Below are 18,462 nucleotides of genomic sequence, written 5' to 3'. Positions count from 1 at the left end.
CAGCGCGACTTTTGACGGACGTCAATAATTAGACTGCTTTTCCCACTAAAAACTTGCGATATCTCGATGGTTGTCTACCGTTAAAAGCAAAGACAAAAAAGACATATCAATAGACCGAGGCGAACAATACGTAGAAAGCACTATCGAGAGGGGCGGGAATTATGACTACAACCAGCAGCGCTTATATAGCACTTTCACTAACAGCCATCATCGCGATCGCCCTATGGACGACACTCCAAAGATCGGGCTACTTTTATCGGCTTAACAAGATACCGGTGAAAAAGGAGCGCGCTAAATCGGCAAGCCTGATTGCCATTTCAGCGCTGGTTTTCGGCTTTCACTCAGAGATATTGGATATTGCAGGCCAAGGATTATTTCATTAACACGATGCAACCTGTTTGCAATTTCTGTGTCTTTTCGCAGTCAGCTGAGAAGGCTTAATAAGAATAACCGCCATCTCGAAAACGACAGCAAGATACTTCCCCCGATAACCTCCAAGCAGATTTTTCCGCACTACGGGTAATCCTCTATTCCAAGCAATATACAAACCGACAATACTGTAATTGTGTTTTTGAAAGTGCATATACGTTGCGGACTATCCTCCACATTTATTTGTGAGTTCGTGATGTAATCCTGGCGCACTCCCGAGCCTACCTTGTGGGCTCGGGCTTTTAACTCTCGCCGAAACTCCACCCCTTCGCCAAAGACGAAAAGCCTCGTTGAAATTCCGGGGGGCATGCTCATCATTTTTTAACGAACCACCTTCGAGTATTCTGATATGCCTCACAGACGGTTCGTTAATGCACCGGCTTCACGCAAGGAAGGTTTAGAAAAATCGGAAGAAAAATTAACTAGCTGTTTGAGGATTAGTGCGCTAAGCCGGCCAGAGCATCGCGATCAGTCAGAGTAATTCTGCGGTTTTTGACTTTCAGAACCCCCGCCTTGGTTAGATGGCTGAGGCTCCGACTCAGAGACTCGGCGGATATGCCAAGAAATTTGCTGATATCCGTTCGCCCCATAGGCAGAGTGATATCGTCCGAGGCCAGATTACGACTGTCGTACTGCTCGGCAACATAAAGTATGAAGGTTGCCACTCGCTGTAATACCGTGCCGCCCTGTATAACCAAAAAGAGCGACAGAGTATTGGCGATCTGGGCGCTCATTGCGTAGATGATGCTTACACCGACTCCAGGTAAGCGTTGAAATTGCTCTGCCACCTCAAGGTAGTTTAAATTGCAGACCACAGAGCGCTCCAAGGCAATCAGACTGTGGGTATGAGTGCCCGTGCTAACCGATTCGAGACCGACGACGTTGGCGGGAAAGTTAAACCCCAGAATAGCGGATGACTTTTTGTCGACAACGGCCTTGAACGTGCCTGACTTGATTATATACAGTTCAGAAAATACATCTCCGGCCATAAACAACGGCTGGCCCCGCTCGATAACCTGACTTCCCCCCACCATGTCTTCAAAAACCGATAGCAGCTTGCTGCCAACCAAAGATCCGGGCAGGCAAACTTGCAAATGAGCGCAGGAAGAGCACGCCGCTTTGTCACTTCCCTGTGCAAGATAAAGGTTTAATTGTTTTCCTCTATTACTTTGCATACACCCAGCCGCTTTCAGCGGCCCTCCTGTATGGATGCGATGCCAGCCATCACACCAAAGGCTATTTACTCCTTACCGGAACACCCGGAACTTGCATATTTTTCACTAGTCGACGCAATCCAAAGCCTGATGAATTGCGTTCAATGATCCTCAGGCCAGAGGATCGTTACGCGCTCAAACGGATACCACACCACATAGATATCCAAATGCCCGATACATCAACAATATTTCCAGCACGGTTCGCAGTCTCCGCCCACATGCGGGGAAAACCTCAACCTTGTAAGAACCGACTTAAAATAGCCGCGCCAACTGTATGGTGTGAATCACCGCGAAACTGCCGGAAGTAAAGCGCAATGCACTTCCGAATCGTATCGGGCTCACGTGTACATAAAGTAAGTTCTGCTCGGCGAGCAGAGGGAATTGACGGTCGGGTCGCTCGCTACTAATTGCATAACGAAATATCCTCTCCCGGCAGCCCCGCTATCGTAGGCTCGGGAATCCGAACCCTTAGACCGGCGGCTTTGCGGACCTGCCTTTCAGCAGGGTTGCCCTTACTTCGGTTACTGCCAGCTAATTGGCAGTAACTATAAAGCTAGGACACAAACAGCAAATCGGCAAACATTTCCATTAAATATTTCACACAAACGAAGCCATCCGACCTGCCAGACTGAGATTCGAGACCGTTTGCGAAAACACACCCCACCACCCAGCCCTATACCTTATTGAATTTGTTGGATTTATCCTTGGCCTCGTCAATAATCCGGCCGGCAGGTGCTGGTGCTCACGCGCACGACCAGCTGATGACACGCTCTATAGAATGCGATGGCCGCTATGGCGTTAAGTAAGGCTAGATATCAGGAACTCACCAAAGGGGTACTTTAATCTGAGCCGCTAATGCAGTTAGCGTAATAGCTTACCGTGGCAGGCCAGTCGGAAAAGATGCCGATCACTCCAACATCCCGGACCAGTACGTCGATCACCTTCATCACATCGCCGTCATTGTCGACGGCAGCGTCAAGGCCCTGAAAGTACCAGTCGCCGCCCTCGGCCAGAGGGCCGGAGCGCTCCACCGTTCAGGCAATAATAGCCAGCCCCGCCTGTCGTGCCTGCCGGGCGTAGCGTGAGGGAATCAATTCCCCCTCGTCATTCGTGCTGAGCAACAGCCATAGAGGTGGCGCAATGGTCGTCACCCCCTGCTTACGCAATGCCCCCATGCTCGGCTGCCACTGATGAGGCGCAATCGCCGCAAAGCGCGGATCAGCATAGCGACCTTCCAGTAATACGGCCTGACCGCCAAAGGCCGGGGTGTGCCGCAGCCAGTACTCAATGTCTTGCGGGTTAAAGGATTGCGGCCAGACATCCTCGGGAGCTACGCCCGCATTCACATACTCATCAATAAGCTTCTGAGCGTAGTCCGCCTGAGTGAAGCCATCGAATGGCATGGCCACGCTTGGCTGCTTCAGTTCCGGCGTCATCTTCACCCCAAGTGATCGGAACAAAGCGATACTTTCAGCGTGGGTCATCAGCGTGCCGCGCTGTGTATAGAGATCCGTTTGCCAGCGAGGTGTGGCATTCATGTACTCGTCGACCGATGTAGCCATTGGATTGGCGCTGTCCATCTTGCCGACGAGGGTTTTGAATTCTGCCGCCGTAAGATCCGATGTACAGCACTTTACCTTCACCGGTTCGCCCGTAGCAGGATTGGCCGGTGTAAAGGGTGTCGTGCATTTTCGGGCCAGGCTCGGGCGACTGAGGATATCGGTGGTGGTGTGCAGGTCGCACTGGCTGTGCCGGCAAACCAGAACCTGATCCTTCGTAAACGTGACATCGCACTCCACAATGCCGGCGCCCATGACCACGGCCGCCTCATAGGATTCGCGCGTGTGCTCAGGGAATTGCAATGGTGCACCGCGATGCCCGATAGACATTTCAGTACGCCGGAAGGTGTGGTTGCCGCACGCCTGAAGCCGCTTCTTCAACGGCCCCGAATCCATATCACTGACCAGATAGAAGGGCCTCGGGCCGACTTGTGCCAAAGGCGACTGTGCGGCATCAGGCATGGCACAGTGGCTACATGCCAGGGCCGCCAGCACGGTGGCAATAACTTTGGTCAAGCGCATGTTGTCACCTCCAGCGCTAGAGCCCGCGGAAGCCGCCCTGCTCTGACAGCGCTATTGGGGCACACCGCCGTCCACGGGACAGGCCGGGAGCGCCGATTCCCCGGCTATCAACCAGACCGGCGCCGCAAAGGCGATGGGGCGATTTGTCTTCGGGTCTCGAATTCGCAAAAAATAATAGGATTCCCCTGCACCCACGCGCAAGGTGGTCGCCACGTCGGCTCCGGTGAGTGACTCGGCTATGGTGTTGCCGGCGGTGACAAATTCAACCTCTGCCGAAAAGGGAATGCCGCCGCGTGAAATCGACACAGTCGCGTTCAGCTGCGTTCCCTCGGGTGCCCGGATGCGTGCACCCATGGGTTGGCCGTCGACGGTATAACTGATGCGGATGTCGTTATAGTGCTGGGCAACCGCGTAAAAGCGACGGGCGAGCAAGGCCTCACGGAGATCATTGGCGTCGCGGCTGCGGGCTATCGCTACAGTCTTGGGTAGTGAGCCCGCCCCCCAGTCGGTGCCGTGGTGGTCTTCAGAGCCCATGGGCCCCAGATGCCAGCCCTTATCCAGCGCGTACGACAGCCAGCTTCCACCCCTGCCGCCGGAGTCGTATTCGGAGCCTTTGCCAAACACTTCAAGCGCGACGGCGCGGTAATCGGCTCCGGGCACAAAGCGAAAATCGTTAAAGGTATACGTGGGGTCATGCAAATCCTTCGGAAGTTCGGCCAGGTTGTCTTCCAGATTGCCCTGAACATCCTCATGCAAAAAACCTTCAATCGTGTCTTCTCGCCCCGGATGGTTAAAGCTGAGAATCGCGTCATCGCCACCGCCAAAGGTCGACGGGTAGGTAAACCATTGCCAGAAACGGGTCATACTGACCGCATAGCCCGCTTCGGTTTTCGCGTTAATGACGTGCTCGGAGAAAAACACGTTGATGTGTCCAAAGCGGTCCGACGTCCATTCAAAACCGCGCAAGCCGGTAAAGCTGTCGTCAGTGACGGCGTCGACCATTTCCTTAATCGCGGCCCACTTTCTGACATTATTCTCGAGCTGCTCCTGATCGCCAACCAAACAACGGGGATCAACACCGATGCCCCCGATTTGAGGGGGCAGTGGGCAATCGCGCGGCAGTGCTGCCGGATTGCCCGGATCGAGCGTATCCGAGTGTTCTGAACTACCGGCCCAATCAAAACCCCTCGCCTTGACCTGCTCCATCATGTCGATGGGCCGCTGCCCCCAGGTGCCGTCCGAGTATCCGGTATGTTCGTGCCAGGCACCGATATAGTGCTCGTAGGTCGCGGCGTCGTAGGCTGGGTTACAGCTGGTCACCGCTTGGTCAGGCGGGATCTTTTCGGTTAGATAACTGGGATCGAACAGGTTTTCAGCAATTCCCGCGCAAGCAGCTTCAGTCCGCAGCGTCAGACAACTCAGCAAGCCAGGGTCCGCATCGACCAATACCGAAAACGGACAGGACTCGACGCTGGGGTCGGGGTTGCAGTTCGCGAAGTCCTCCGGGCTGAGCATGTCCCGATACGTCCACAAGGGGCAGCCCCATTGCGTAGGGTTACTCAAACACTCTTCCGGAGAAGGCTTCTGCGCCGAGGGCGGCACACCCAGAAGCTGCAGATTACGCACCACCGAGGTGGCGCCGTCGGAAACCGCCAACTCGAATTCAAAGGCAGTATCCTGCTCCAGTTCAGGCATCTCGGTAGCGGCGTCGTTAAGTACGGCATCAGTAATGTGGAGTAAGGGTTCCGCCGGTGCTACCTGTTTCCAGATATAGCTGAGAGGATCATCGTCGGCATCGCTGGCGGAAGACAAGAGACCAACCTGTTCTCCAACACTGGCCACCCCCGGGTCAGCCAGAATCGAATCGATCGACGGAACCTGGTTGTCGGGCGAAGGCTGAACAACCACCTGCACGACGTCGGCGGCAGTAGCATCTTCGTTATCGGTTGCCGAAAACTCAAAGCTCAAGGTTGTTGTATCAGCGACATTGGGCGCAGTGAAACTGACACTGTTGTTGTCGATTTTCCGCAAGCTGACCGCAGGTGATTGGGAGAGCACTCGCCACGCGGTGGCAACAATATCGCCATCAGCATCTTCTGCCGCGCCGGAGAGAACGACGCTGTCGCGGGACGTCACCGTCTGTTCATTGCCGGCATCAACCGCAGGCACCCGATTGGGCAGAATGTCGGTGACACTGACGAGTACCGAATCGGTCCCGGTGAGCCCCGCAGAATCAACAGCCGTCAAACGAAATTCCAGAATGCTGTCACCGTTCACCTGTGGCAGAACGATATGCAGCTGGTTCTGATCAACCGCCCCCTGAATGGCGGCGCTGGGACCACTGGTCTGGCGCCAGATCATCCGCTGCACGGAGCGGTCACCGGCAGCCGTCGCACTGCCCGTCAAAAACAGCTCACCCCCTTCCTGCGCTGATTGCTCAGTACCCGCATCGACCACAGGCAGGCCCCGTTCGCAATCGCCATCGTATTGACCATCCTGCAAGTCCTGCTCGGTGCAATGCTGTTCAGCAGCTGCGTCCGCGACGCTGCGCAAGGTGCGCTCACCGTCTTGATTCGCCGAACGCGCAAAATCGGCGAGGGCTGAGGCGGGGAGATCTTCGGGCGAGATATCAAATGCTGTTGCCGGGAGAGAAAGCGATTGGGCTCGCTGCCGGACAATGTCTGAGATCTGAATGCCGTTGGCCGGGGCGCCGTCGCGATCCAGCGTGAGTAGCACTCGCGCCATATTGGAGGCGGCCTGAGCACTGTCTTGTTGAAGGTCTATCGGCTGCAGTATATCCGCACCGCTTGCTGAGCCGAACTCAATGCCCCCCAATGAAAAGTAGACGATGTCACCGTCTTGATATTCGAAAAAACCTTCTGCATCAGTCAGTTGATGTGTGACTCCGCCGTCGGTGGAGTAGGAGATTCCAGACACCGGCGCATCGATAAACTGCCCCTGCCGCGCGTCTACTGTCGGTGCACCCGGAGCGGATGCCGCGCCGGGGGATGAGGAGCCACCGGAATTACATGCAGCCAGAAACGCTGCGCCAGTCAGCACTGCGATACGGGCCATCGGAAAATACTGCATCGGAATCTCCCCGAAAATAATCCGGCACAAGCTTAGGGCATAAAGATGTCTGGAATATGACAGGGGGCCAACGGAACTGGCCTGCACTCCACTATGCAGACGGGCCGGGCTGACATATTTCTGCAACATCACTGCAAAAAAGAAAGACTAGGCTGAGCACAGCAAGCGCTGTGCATTAAGCCTGCGCGCCACGTCGGCCATGCAACCTGTAATCGAGAGAGAATGACTATGCATACCCTAAGCCTGCTGCTCGGTGTCATCGTCGGTGGTCTACTGACGAGCGCTGTGGCCTATTACCACTATCGGCGACTCAAACTTCACACGCCGTCGAAACTCACCACGCGTTTGATCGGCCAGCCTTCAAGCTACCGCCTGCTGCCGGCCAATTTCAAACCCACCCGCTACCCGCTCGGATGCTGCTCCTGGATCAGGGAGTGTGATGTGAACGCCAGACTCAGCGAGGGCTATCACTTCTATCCCCTTGAGAGCGCTACCTGTGGCTATCGCGAAACTGAGATCAATGGTCTTATCGCCAGAGAATACTTAATGATCAACTTACAAGGTCGACGACTGGGACTGGCGCCTGCGGTCAAAGGCGTCAAGTATAAGAGTGTCGCCTGAGGCTTGCCCCTCTTCATACAAAGGCCTGTTGGCACTGTCATCTACCTGAATACTCGAAGAAGCATAAAAAAGCCCGCGAACGCGGGCTTAAAAAACGTCTTATTATTTTTTCATTATTGGATAACACTGATCTCGAAAAACGCAGTGGTGCCGCTCACTTCATTGGCCACAATAAGCAGGGGCTTGCCTGTCGGGCTGTCACTGACTCCGATAAACTTGATTGACTCCGGGCCAAGGTCTCCCACCTGATCGAAGTCAGCCTTTACGTCAGCAATAGTAAAGTCGCGTGTGTTGATGTACTGCACAAAGTTTGGTGCCTGCGGATTGCTGATATCGTAAACCATGACGCCCCCGACACGCTCCAAACCGATAAAGGCGTAAGTCGTACCATTGATTTTACCGATCTCAACCGCTTCCGGTTCCGGCCCCTTGTCGTCTGACCGGTCGTCGCCTTTATTGTCGTCATTGCTCGCATTGAAACCATTCAGGCCATAGCGATTGGCGGTGATAACTTCAAAGGCATTACCTGAATCAAACACGGGCTCCATGGTGTCCGCATTCCAGATAGTGAATGAACGACCACCAAACGCGTACAAGGCATCGTAGGCACAATCCGCACCAGGCTGGCCGGTGACCGCGACTGAAGCACAGGTGCCGGTGGTACCCAGATCAGTAATAACTTTAAGACGACCCAGTTGCCCATCATCCTGGAAGTCCGCGGGCACGCGAGCCAGGAAGTCTGCGGTAAAACCGGAGTTGTCGGTAATATCCTTGATCCGGATCTCGTCCAGATAGTGGAAGCAATCACCATCGTCGAAATCGAAACCACCCTGGGCTGTGCAATCTACCGCATCGACGGCATCCGTCAGATACTCGCGGCCATCGCCCTCATTCGCGGTAACCAGATAATTCACACCGCTGACGGTGTAGACGTCCGCACCATCAGGCATGTAGACACCGAAGATGGGCCAGTTGCGAATATTGATCAGGCCATCCCTGTTGCTGGCATCCAACTCGTTCCCGGGGATGGAATAGTCTTTGAAACCAAGCCCGACAATACGAGCGACCGTGTTGTTGCTCAGGTTGATTTCGGCAACGGCATTGTTTTCCTGAAGAAAGGCGTAGGCGGTCTGACTATCTTCGGCCACCACGATGTACTCCGGCTCCATATCTGCAGCCTGGCTTGTGGCCTTGGCCGAGACCCGCACCGGTCCGGTCAGAGCCCCATCAAGCGAAAGGTTGGTGACACTGGCCGCGCTTAGACCGGCAATCCCGCCAGAGACATCCACTATGGTGATACTGCCGTCGGGGTCATTCGAATAATCACCGTTAGGCTCACCCTCGTTGGCTGCCAGCACTTTGTTGCCATCCGGAGTAAAGACCACCATATCAGGTAATGCACCGGCCTCGACTGCGGAGACAAATGTGCCGTCAGTACGGTAAAAGGCGATATAACCGTTGTTCTGTTTCGGATTGGCTTCAATCGCAACCGCAAGGCGATTGCCATTTACCGACACACTGTTTGCCGCTCCCAGATCAGAAGCGGACAGACCGGAAACCGCTCCGGCAACATCGGCGGCGACATTCAGGGAAGTGATCAGAGTGGCATTCGCGGGCAGCGTCGCATCCAGAACGTCGACTGCACCGGATTGAGCATTAACCACAAAAACCCGCTTGGTCGTCGGATCAAAATCGACGATTTCCGCGGCCGACTCGTCAAACTGATTGGTTTCGAATCGACCTAACAGTGACAGCGATATACGGCTTGCTGTTGCGTCCTTACCCGCAGGACCCTGTATACCCGCGCTGCCATCATCACCCTCACAGCCGGCAAGTCCCATTCCCATCGCCAGCACCGCCGTGCAAATAAAGCTCGACTTAATAATATTCATATCGCAGCTACCCTCGCTTGTTGCCATTAGATAGAAGCGTTAACGGTAGGGTGAAGCTGTGACAGTTTGCTTTCAGTGAGGCTACAGTTGTATGGCGTTTACGAGCAGACTCGACGCACGTCAGTAAAATTCTTCTTCGCCAAAGGGCTCCTCTCCGAAAGGCTCGGCATTTTTTGCATTGTCACCGCTCGCGGCAACGTCCCCTTGGCCCATACATTCATTGATAACAGGCAGATAGCTCGCGTAAGCCATTAGAAGGCTGTTCTGGATTTTCATACGCTGCAGGAAACCGGTCTCTTCCTTTATCCGAAGCAAGCCCGAGCTTATAGCCTGCATTTTCTGGTCCATCAGCTGCTGGCAACGGTGATCACTAAGACCTGCCTCGCGATAACCTTTATAGTTATTCGACACCATAAAAATTTCCCGGGTGTCGTCGAAGTACATCAAATCCGCAAGCCCATCACGATCCACATCCTTTACGCACATTTCGTAGATAAGGTAATTGTCGCAATACAAACCCGTTTGCGGAGGATCGGTTTGCGGTTGAGTGGCGCATGCGGCCACCCACAGGCTGATTGAAATCAGTGTCATTCGAGCCAGCACAGTGTTTTCCCGCTATTTGAAATTCAGCGTCTATCGTAGCGATCGCTTGTGACAGTTTTTTTGTCGAGGGGAGAGATGGGCTGCATAAAAACAGCGGATGAAGGACCGCAGCGTAATAGGAAAACCCCGCCCGAAGACGGGGATTGGGGGGGAGCGCTAATTATTCCTCAGCTTCTTCGGTGTCGGCGCTACCGCTACCGTTTACGCCATCCTGGCCAGCAGAGAAACTACCATCGCCCTTCATACGGCGATCGCGGCTGTTGCCCGCTTGGTCTGAGTCCTCAATAGAGCTCTCAGCTTCCTGCTTTTCATTTTTCAGCTCATCCTGCTCTTCTGCCAGCGGGTCGCTGCCGCCCTGATTGCGGGCACCGTCAATGGAGTCCTGATTTACGCCACCCGAGGCAGCTCCAGAACCCGAACCGTCAAGGCCGCCGACCGCAAAGACGGGCGCCGCCACCATCGACATTACCAGTACCAGTGCTGCTGAATTCAAAGTACGCATGAAAACCTCCTTTTGCTGTATGCCGTGAATTCGCGAACAGGTTTATCAGGGAGGACTCCACAGTGGCTGCGAAAAACTACCAGTGCATCCGCGGCGCGCTACTTTTTACGTTTTAGGCGCCGGCAATGCCCAATAAGTGTCGGTTTTTGCCAACAGTTTTGAGCCGTGCTCAAACCTTGTGTCGAAACCATCTTTCAAGCACGAGCTGCCGCCAAACCATAGTTTTTTTCAACACAGCTGCCCTTCTTAGGGCATATCACTTGCGCCCAGAGCAAAATGTTATATTATTGCATTTCTCGCATCAGTCAGTTTGCCAACCCGTGACTAATCGACACACCTACAAGCCTGCCCTTCTGGCCTTGCTGATCAGCTTACTGCTGATTGCTGGCAATGCGGCGGCCTTGCATGTGCATCAGGACGGTCTTGCGCATTACAACGACTGTGAAAACTGTCTACAGATTCAAGCGCAAACCGGTGCGGTTAACAGCCAGCCCCACGAGCTTCACGTCACGCGCTACCGAACACAGCCTGAACCCGGTGATCACACAGCGATACCGGCCACCACTCTCCCATTTTCTGCCCGTGCCCCCCCACGGCTCGCCCTCTCCCGATAATTCCAACATTCGTTTAAACAGCGCGCGCACTTTGTGCGCGACAGTGAGAGAGCATTATGAAAACCAGATCTCTGTGGGCGGTTTCCCTGATCGTCTCAAGCCTGCCGGTATGGGCGGGCGACAAGCATATTGAAGAAATTGTCGTATCGGCACCACTCGGCAAGGCTGCTTCCGATACCGCGCTGCCGATCGGCGTATTGAACGGCGAGGCCCTGCGACAGGAAGCCGCCGCCAGCCTGGGTGAAACCCTGAGCAATGAAATCGGCGTGCACAGTGCCAGCTTTGGCAGCGGCGTCGGCAACCCGGTTATTCGCGGTCAGGGCGGCAACCGGGTGCGGGTGCTGCAGGACGGTGTCGGCAGCCTCGATGCCGCCGATATCAGCCCCGACCACAGCTACACAGTCGAACCTTTGCTTGCCGAGCGTATTGAAATCATCCGCGGTCCGGCCACCCTGCTCTACGGGAATGGCGCAATCGGTGGTGTGATTAATGTGGTAGACAATCGCATTCCCGATTCACTGCCGGATAACATTAGCGGCGCTGTAGAAGTTCGCCACGCCACCGCCAACGATCAGGATAGCAGCGTCTTCCGACTGGACGGTGGCCTGGGCCAGTTTGCCTGGCACCTGGACGGCCTCTACCGTGAAAGCAATAATCTCGATATAGCCGGCTACGCCATCGACTTGGCAGCACTAAGCGCCGCGGGAGAGGAACTGCCGGAAGAAAACACGCGCGGCTATATTGGCAACAGCGACAAACGCTCGGATGCCTGGACCGCAGGCGGCTCCTGGATTACCGAGCGCGGCTTTATAGGCCTGTCAGTTAATCGCGCTAATAATAACTATGGCCTGCCTCCCGGCGCCCACGAAGAACACGACGCCTCAGGGGGCGGCGGGCACGAAGAAGCCGATATCCGACTGGACATGGAGCAGGAGCGTATCGACCTGAAAGCCGGCTACGACCTCCAAGGCTTTTTTGAATCGCTCGATCTGCGTCTGAGCCGCAACGACTACCAGCACAAGGAGCTGGAAGAATCTGATGAAGGTGTTGAAGTAGGCACCGTTTTCAAAAACAAGGCCAGTGAAGGTCGTCTGGTACTGCGACACAAGCAAATGGGTCAGTGGCAAGGCGCCATTGGCCTTCAGCTTGGCGACCGGGATTTTTCCGCCGTCGGCGAGGAAGCCTTTATTCCTCCTGCGGACATCCAGAATCACGCCCTGTTTCTGGTAGAGGAACTCAGCATCAATCGCTGGACTTACGAGTTTGGCCTGCGTGGCGAACAGCAACGTATTGATGTCGGCAGTAATTGCGAAGATGAGCGCAATACCTTTTCCGCCAGTGCCTCGGCATTGTGGGACTTCCGCGATGACAGCAACGCCCTGTTTGCGCTCAACCGCTCCGAGCGAGCGCCAACCGTCGAAGAGCTGTACTCCAACAGCCAGAACTGCGCTCGCGCCACCAACCTGAGCGAGGCAGTCGAGCACGCGGCTACCGCACGCATTGAAGTTGGCGATCCGGAACTGGACAAGGAACTGTCACACAACCTGGAAATCGGTTTGCGCAAAACCCTGGGCGCCGTAACCGCAGAGCTAAGCCTGTATCACAACGACATTCAGAACTACACCTACCTGCAGGACACCGGTGCAGAGGTCGATGAAGTTAAAGTCGCCAATTTCCAGCAGCGTAATGCGACCTTTACCGGCTATGAATTTCAAGTCGGCATGCCGCTGCCGTTAATCCATAAAAATCTGAGTGCGGAATTCTTCAGCGATTATGTCCGCGCCCGATTTACTGAAGGCAATGGCGATGTGCCGCGCATCCCCGCGCAGCGCTTTGGCACGGCCCTGCACTACCACGCGGGCAACTGGTCAACGCACTTCCGCGTGACCCAGGTTCGCGAGCAGAACGATACCGCCGACAACGAAAGCTCCACTGATGGATACACGCTGGTGGAACTTGCCGGCGACTATCACTTCTCCATCGGCAACAGCGAGATGACCCTGTTTGTTAAAGCGCGCAATCTGTTGGACGAGGAAGTGCGCAGCCATACTTCACTGCTGAAGAATTTTGCACCGGAAGCGGGGCGGAATATTGAAAGCGGGGTCAGGTTCAGTTTCTGAGGTGTGACGCCAACCCTTTACCCCAGCCCCCTCACCCCAGCCCTCTCCCTCGGGGAGAGGGGGCTACGACTCCGCTACTAGAATATCTACCACGCGCCTGACCACAGGCGTCACCAACAGGGTGGTGGGAAAGGCCACCACAAAGGCAAACACCCAGGCCTTCAACCATATCTCTACGATGTTCGGCACCAGCCCAACGTTGAATATCGATATCACCAGCGACATCAACATGGACATAAGCAGCGCCATAAAGAAGGAAAACACATACGGCGTGTACTTTTTGGGAATCACAAACTCTCCTGCAAACTTTTCAATCTGTAGCACTTAGCCTGGCGCGATTTTGAGGGGCGATTCAAGAGCTTCCGGCTCATGCTCCTCTGCCAGCCAGAGATAGACACAGGGCAAAACCACCAGCGTAAACAGTGTGCCGATCATCATGCCGGCGACCAGAATGATGCCGATGCTGTTGCGTGCTTCCGCGCCCGCACCGGTAACCAGCACCAGGGGGAAGTGCCCCAGCACGGTGGCTGCAGTGGTCATCAGTACGGGCCGCAACCGGGTTTCTGCTGCTGTCCGGATCGCTTCGAGTTTACGCGCGCCCTGTTTCTGGGCCTGATTGGCAAACTCCACAATCAGAATGCCATTTTTCGCCACCAGCCCGACCAGGGTGATAAAGCCAATCTGGGAATAGATATTGATGCTGGTCCAGCTGAGAAAGGGGAACAACAAGGCGCCGGCAATCGCCAGCGGCACCGAACCGAGCAGTACTACCAGTGGGTCGCGCAGACTGTTGAACTGTACCGCCAGCATCAGGTAAACCAGCACCAGCGCAATGCCGAGCACGCCCATGAGCGTATTGCCTTCCTTGCGTATTTGCCGTGACTCACCGGCATAGTCCACCGAATACTGTGGCGGCAGGATCTCGGCGGCCGCCTTCTCCAATGCACTCAGTGCCTGCTCCTTGGTTGTGCCGGGCAGAATGCCTCCAAACAGGCGGAAGGAGCGCTTCTGATCAAACTTGCCCAGCACGCGCGGCGCCACGTCGTAGCTCAAGCTTGCAACGGCTGACACCGGCACCCGGTCACCCGACGGTGTCTGCAGCAACAGTGACATCATGGTTTCCGGATCAAAGCGATCGGCATCCTGCACCATGGGAATCACTCTGTGGGCGCGACCGTTCGCATCAAATCGGTTGGCGTAGTTGCCTGACAACAGCGTCGCAATCTGATCGTTGACGCTGGCCATGGTCATCTCCAAATCGGCCACCCGATCGCGATCAATCGTCAGCCGAACCTGCGACAGGTCAATCTTCAAGTCCGTTTCCGCAAACATAAAATTGCCGCTGGCGTAGGCCGCCTGCACCAGTTTGTCGGCATGGACTTTCATTTCGCGGTAGCTGTCAGGAGACTGCACGATCAGCTCCACATCAAACTGTCCGGCACTGGGCAGGGACGGCGGCAGAATGGGGAAAGCCTTAACACCCACCACACCCGAAAGCGCACCAAACGCCTGGGGCAGCAGATCCTGGACGGTCTGCTCGCGCTCTTCAAAGGGTCTGAATTCAAGACCACCAAAGCCACCACTGGAACGCACCACCTGCCACATGCGAGTACTGCCGGGCAGTGTCAGCAGCGAATCCACCACATCGTTCATCTGGCGAGTGGTGTAGGCCAGTGACGCTTCCGGAGGCGCTTCAACGACGACACTCAGCATGCCCTCATCTTCAATAGGCGCCAGCTCCTTCTGGGAAAACATCAGAAACGGCAGCGACAGCAGGCTGAAGACCAAGGCCACCACCAGGATCGGCTTTTGCCAGACAAAAATATGGTCGAGCCACTTCGCATAGGCACGATGCAGCCGGTCAAAGCGATCGTTCACCCAGTGCGTGATCCGCCCTTCGTGACCACCTTCGGGTGCCACTTTGGCGCTCATGATCGGCGCCAGGGTAATAGCCACCACCCCGGAAATCAGAACCGCAATCGCCAGGGTAAAAGCAAACTCCTTGAACAGCACACCGCTCAGACCGGACAGGAAGCCAATGGGGGCATACACCGCAGCCAAGGTCAGCGTCATGGTGATAATGGGCGTCAGCAATTCTCGACTACTGACCAGCGCTGCCTCGGTGCGCGACAGTCCTTCACGCATATGACGGGCAACATTTTCCACCACCACAATGGCATCATCGACCACCAGCCCAACCGACAGCACAATGGCCAGCGTAGTGAGTAGATTCAGTGAAAAGCCCATCAGCGACATACAGGCAATGGCGCCGAGGATGGAAATCGGGATGGTCAGCAGTGGCACCAGCGCCGTGCGGAACGAGCCCATCAGTGCCAGCACTACAAACCCAACCAACAGAATAGTTTCAGACAGGGTGGTAAAAATTTCGCGCAGGGCGTCACGCATGTAGATGGTGCCGTCGTAACCACTTTCGATCCGGATGCCCGCCGGCATATTGCGGTTTAGATCCTCCAGCAAAGGGTACAGCGCGTCGCCGATGGCAATCTCGTTGGCGCCGGGCAGCGGCCACACCGAAATAAACACGTTATCGCGCTGACTATAGCGGGCGTTGACCTCGCCTTCCTCTTCGCCCAACTCGACTTTCGCTACATCACCCAGCCGCAGCAGCGCACCGCGATCTTCCCGCAGTACCAGCTGGCGAAAGTCCTCCTCGTTCTGCAGGGTGGTATTGGCGAGCAGGTTGATCCGCTGCCAGTCGTTTTCGGTGTGACCGACGGTAGCAATCACATTGTTGCCGCGCAGCGCGGCCAACACATCGGCCGAACTCAGATCAAAGGCCCGCAGCCGCGCCGGGTCCAGCCAGATCCGCATGGCCGGTTCGCGCCCGCCTTCAAGACCGACCCGCTGCACTCCTTCAATCGCAGCAATCATTGGATTGACTTCGCGCTTGAGGTAGTCGGTTACCTGGGCGCGGGGAATATTGTCGGCCACCACATCCAGATAAAACAGGGCCGCCGGGCGATCGGCGCGTTGCACTTCCACCGCCGGGTCTTCCGCGCCCTGCGGTAACTCAAAGCGAATCTGGCTGAGCCGTGTAGACAGTTCCGCCAGTGCCGCCGTTGTACTGTGATTCAACTGCAACCACACCCGCACTGTGCTCACCCCGGCGGTGGTGTTGGAGTCAACATAGTCCACACCGGGAATACTGGCGGCAACCCGTTCAATCGGCTCGGTGACAAAACCCTGCACCACATCGGAGGACGCACCGGTATAGACTGTGCTGATCACCAGCGTCGCACTTTCGATGCGCGGAAACTGCAGCACAGCAATACCCTGGGCTGCCCGCAGGCCGGCCAGAACCAGCACCGCGCACACCACCAGCGCCAGTATCGGCCGCTTGACGAAGACATCCATCGGCGACGGTTTGTCAGCGGGAATCATGACTGCGGCTCCGCAGCCGGGTCACTGACCGACACCTTGATATTGTCGCGCAGCTTGAAGGCTCCCTTACCGGCGATTCTGTCGCCCTGCTCCAAGCCCGACAGAATGGCCACAGCATTATTGCGACGGCTGGCGACCTCCACCTGTCGCCGATTGGCCCTGATAACGCCCTGCTCGTCTTCACCTAACAGATAAACATAGCTGCCAAGCTGATCCACTCGCAGCGCCGTATCCGGTATCAAGGCAACCTGCCGGGGCTCGCTCGCGGGTACGAGAACCTTTACCACCGCGTGCGGCAGCAGACCGTGATCGCCGTCCTCCAGCTCGGCGCGATAGCGCAGATTGCGCGCGGAGGCTGACAGTTCGGCGTCGCGGGCAACAATGGTCGCCCTGAGCTCTCTGCTGTCAGCGTGCACGCCGATAGCGTCACCGGGCTTGAGCTGCAGGGCCGTTTGCGGCAGTTCGAACTCCAGCCACAGGGAAGACTCCAGACCGATCAGTGTTGTAATGTGGGTTTGCGCAGGCAACAGTTGCCCGGGCTCCAGATGGTGGATACCGGCCTTGGCGGCAAACGGAGCAGTCAGCGTTTTTTTATCTATCTGCACCTGAACCTGTGTGAGTTCTGCGCGCACCGAATCCAGTTCAGCGCGGGACTCATCCAGCGCCTGCTCGCTGAGGCGCTTTTCCCGGTGCAGCGTCTGATTGCGGGAAAAGGTGCGCGCTGCCAGCAGCTCGCGCGCCTTGAGTGCCTGCAGGCGCGCTTTTTCTTCACGCACATCCTGCTGCACCAGCAGCTGACCTTTTTCAACGGCGGCGCCGGCGGCAAAGCCCACCTCCGCCACCACACCGGTCAGCTCGGTGCGCAGCTCCAGCCGACGCGGTGCCACCACCTCGGCGTAGACCTTCTGCACAGGCTGGTAGTGCGCGCCTTCGACCACATGCACTTCAACGGTTTCAGAGGGTTCGGGAAAAGATTGGGCAAAGGCAATGGCCCCCATGATTTCCTGAACCTTGAAGGCTGCCAGCGCGGCAATGACCAGCACGATGGCGCCAAGGGCCAGCAGCCAGCGTTTGGCAGGACTCTGTTTGGTATTGATGGTCATCAGCGATACCCCATGGCAATCAGTTGTTCACAAGCGGCTTCAATGGCCTCCGCGCTAAGAGGCTCGCGCCAGCGGTAGGTGTTCAGCAGGCGCTGGGTGCAGACAATCGGGTAGTCACTGGCCTGCAGCGGGTAGTTCAGTAAATGCTCCTGCCGCTCACTGCCGCGCACATTGCGCATCAACGCAATATGCTGAAAGCCGGCACACATCGACCAGCAGCCCATGCTCAAGGTATGCAGTTCGTCCTCGTTGGCAACATCGAGCTCACCACTGTCGGCCGCGCCTTGAAAAAAGTCCCGGAACATCAGGTCAATACTCTCGGCGGCGCTGCGCATCTGCGCCAGCCAGCCCTGGGATGCGCGTTGCAAAATCGCCTCGCTGGACACCAGGGTGTTGAGATGTTCGTCAAAGCTGAACAGCCGGGTCTTGGCGGGGTCGAGCAGACTGAGACTGATGATGCGCTGCGGAGCGCTCAGATCGGCATCCAGAATTTCGCCGTAAAGCTGGCGGGTATGGCGTGCCTGACGTGTGGCGAGGGCAACCAGAAGGTCTTCCTTGCTCTGCACATGCTTGTAGAGGGAACCGACCGAGAGGCCCGCGCGCTTGGCGATGGCGCCGATGGTAAAGCCCAGCAGCGAGCTTTCTTCAATACACGCAACAGCAGCATCAAGCACAAGCTCCTGCTCTTCTTCCGGGGAATAGCGGGGTGCGGGAGACATCTTTGAGACTCATTCGAATACTATTCGAACGGAAGTCTACGCCTCCCGCCTATATTCGACAAGAGCGCGGCA

Annotated in this window: 13 protein-coding genes, 1 pseudogene and 1 riboswitch; of the genes and pseudogenes, 4 read left to right on the top strand and 10 right to left on the bottom strand. The window is 56.2% G+C overall.

From position 1 onward, the window contains the following. Positions 1 to 161: 161 nt before the first annotated feature. The gene (locus tag ABY734_RS02770) at positions 162 to 383 is read left to right on the top strand and encodes a hypothetical protein (RefSeq protein WP_372750395.1); all 222 of its coding nucleotides are present in this window, start codon (positions 162 to 164) and stop codon (positions 381 to 383) included. Between the two features lie 483 nt (positions 384 to 866). On the opposite strand, the gene ABY734_RS02765 is transcribed toward ABY734_RS02770, so the two are convergent. The 3 genes and pseudogenes from ABY734_RS02765 to ABY734_RS02755 all read right to left on the bottom strand — a co-directional run bounded on the left by ABY734_RS02765 (position 867) and on the right by ABY734_RS02755 (position 6,814). Continuing rightward, the gene (locus ABY734_RS02765; RefSeq protein ID WP_372777438.1) at positions 867 to 1,604 is read right to left on the bottom strand and encodes a helix-turn-helix domain-containing protein; all 738 of its coding nucleotides are present in this window, start codon (positions 1,602 to 1,604) and stop codon (positions 867 to 869) included. A 467-nt stretch (positions 1,605 to 2,071) separates the two neighbouring features. Further along, positions 2,072 to 2,164, bottom strand: a riboswitch (cyclic di-GMP riboswitch). Between the two features lie 318 nt (positions 2,165 to 2,482). After that, positions 2,483 to 3,664 (bottom strand): annotated as a pseudogene (locus tag ABY734_RS02760) (glycerophosphodiester phosphodiesterase family protein). A gap of 111 nt (positions 3,665 to 3,775) precedes the next feature. Next, a complete protein-coding gene (locus ABY734_RS02755; protein WP_372777437.1) occupies positions 3,776 to 6,814 on the bottom strand; it encodes a PKD domain-containing protein in 3,039 nt (1,012 codons plus the stop codon). A 222-nt stretch (positions 6,815 to 7,036) separates the two neighbouring features. Between ABY734_RS02755 and ABY734_RS02750 the strand changes: the two genes are divergently transcribed. Then, complete coding sequence (locus ABY734_RS02750) at positions 7,037 to 7,435, top strand: hypothetical protein (RefSeq protein ID WP_372777436.1); 399 nt, start codon at positions 7,037 to 7,039, stop codon at positions 7,433 to 7,435. A 113-nt stretch (positions 7,436 to 7,548) separates the two neighbouring features. Here ABY734_RS02750 and ABY734_RS02745 read toward each other — a convergent pair whose 3' ends face one another. From ABY734_RS02745 to ABY734_RS02735, 3 genes are all read right to left on the bottom strand, one after another. Beyond that, the gene (locus ABY734_RS02745; protein ID WP_372777435.1) at positions 7,549 to 9,327 is read right to left on the bottom strand and encodes a choice-of-anchor I family protein; all 1,779 of its coding nucleotides are present in this window, start codon (positions 9,325 to 9,327) and stop codon (positions 7,549 to 7,551) included. Positions 9,328 to 9,447: 120 nt separating this feature from the next. Further along, the gene (locus ABY734_RS02740; protein ID WP_372777434.1) at positions 9,448 to 9,930 is read right to left on the bottom strand and encodes a hypothetical protein; all 483 of its coding nucleotides are present in this window, start codon (positions 9,928 to 9,930) and stop codon (positions 9,448 to 9,450) included. Positions 9,931 to 10,090: 160 nt separating this feature from the next. Beyond that, a complete protein-coding gene (locus ABY734_RS02735) occupies positions 10,091 to 10,432 on the bottom strand; it encodes a hypothetical protein (protein ID WP_372777433.1) in 342 nt (113 codons plus the stop codon). A gap of 320 nt (positions 10,433 to 10,752) precedes the next feature. Between ABY734_RS02735 and ABY734_RS02730 the strand changes: the two genes are divergently transcribed. Then, a complete protein-coding gene (locus tag ABY734_RS02730) occupies positions 10,753 to 11,046 on the top strand; it encodes a hypothetical protein (protein ID WP_372777432.1) in 294 nt (97 codons plus the stop codon). Between the two features lie 56 nt (positions 11,047 to 11,102). Next, positions 11,103 to 13,166 carry a TonB-dependent receptor gene (locus tag ABY734_RS02725; protein ID WP_372777431.1) on the top strand — a complete coding sequence of 688 codons (2,064 nt, stop codon included), beginning with the start codon at positions 11,103 to 11,105 and terminating at the stop codon, positions 13,164 to 13,166. 63 nt (positions 13,167 to 13,229) lie between these two features. On the opposite strand, the gene ABY734_RS02720 is transcribed toward ABY734_RS02725, so the two are convergent. Genes ABY734_RS02720 through ABY734_RS02705 form a run of 4 tightly spaced genes read right to left on the bottom strand, consistent with a single transcriptional unit; the run spans position 13,230 to position 18,390 of the window. Next, complete coding sequence (locus tag ABY734_RS02720; RefSeq protein WP_372777430.1) at positions 13,230 to 13,457, bottom strand: DUF2798 domain-containing protein; 228 nt, start codon at positions 13,455 to 13,457, stop codon at positions 13,230 to 13,232. A gap of 33 nt (positions 13,458 to 13,490) precedes the next feature. Continuing rightward, a complete protein-coding gene (locus ABY734_RS02715) occupies positions 13,491 to 16,568 on the bottom strand; it encodes an efflux RND transporter permease subunit (RefSeq protein ID WP_372777429.1) in 3,078 nt (1,025 codons plus the stop codon). Next, a complete protein-coding gene (locus tag ABY734_RS02710) occupies positions 16,565 to 17,671 on the bottom strand; it encodes an efflux RND transporter periplasmic adaptor subunit (RefSeq protein ID WP_372777428.1) in 1,107 nt (368 codons plus the stop codon). The genes ABY734_RS02715 and ABY734_RS02710 overlap by 4 nt, the downstream gene beginning before the upstream one ends. Continuing rightward, positions 17,671 to 18,390 (bottom strand): TetR/AcrR family transcriptional regulator, encoded by a 720-nt coding sequence (locus ABY734_RS02705; protein WP_372777427.1) that lies wholly within the window; start codon positions 18,388 to 18,390, stop codon positions 17,671 to 17,673. The genes ABY734_RS02710 and ABY734_RS02705 overlap by 1 nt, the downstream gene beginning before the upstream one ends. Positions 18,391 to 18,462 lie beyond the last annotated feature (72 nt).

The sequence above is a fragment of the Litorivivens sp. genome, assembly GCF_041624475.1.
Taxonomy (GTDB): Bacteria; Pseudomonadota; Gammaproteobacteria; order Pseudomonadales; family Spongiibacteraceae; genus Litorivivens.
The sequence above is the reverse complement of the archived record's forward strand: the minus strand, read 5'-3'. Positions and strand labels throughout refer to the sequence as shown.

Excerpts from the sequence above, each read along its gene's own strand:
- ABY734_RS02745 (WP_372777435.1), bottom strand. The coding sequence starts at position 9,327 with ATGAATATTATTAAGTCGAGCTTTATTTGCACGGCGGTGCTGGCGATG.
- ABY734_RS02750 (WP_372777436.1), top strand. The coding sequence starts at position 7,037 with ATGACTATGCATACCCTAAGCCTGCTGCTCGGTGTCATCGTCGGTGGT.
- ABY734_RS02755 (WP_372777437.1), bottom strand. The coding sequence starts at position 6,814 with ATGCAGTATTTTCCGATGGCCCGTATCGCAGTGCTGACTGGCGCAGCG.
- ABY734_RS02705 (WP_372777427.1), bottom strand. The coding sequence starts at position 18,390 with ATGTCTCCCGCACCCCGCTATTCCCCGGAAGAAGAGCAGGAGCTTGTG.
- ABY734_RS02770 (WP_372750395.1), top strand. The coding sequence starts at position 162 with ATGACTACAACCAGCAGCGCTTATATAGCACTTTCACTAACAGCCATC.
- ABY734_RS02715 (WP_372777429.1), bottom strand. The coding sequence starts at position 16,568 with ATGATTCCCGCTGACAAACCGTCGCCGATGGATGTCTTCGTCAAGCGG.
- ABY734_RS02735 (WP_372777433.1), bottom strand. The coding sequence starts at position 10,432 with ATGCGTACTTTGAATTCAGCAGCACTGGTACTGGTAATGTCGATGGTG.
- ABY734_RS02765 (WP_372777438.1), bottom strand. The coding sequence starts at position 1,604 with ATGCAAAGTAATAGAGGAAAACAATTAAACCTTTATCTTGCACAGGGA.
- ABY734_RS02710 (WP_372777428.1), bottom strand. The coding sequence starts at position 17,671 with ATGACCATCAATACCAAACAGAGTCCTGCCAAACGCTGGCTGCTGGCC.
- ABY734_RS02725 (WP_372777431.1), top strand. The coding sequence starts at position 11,103 with ATGAAAACCAGATCTCTGTGGGCGGTTTCCCTGATCGTCTCAAGCCTG.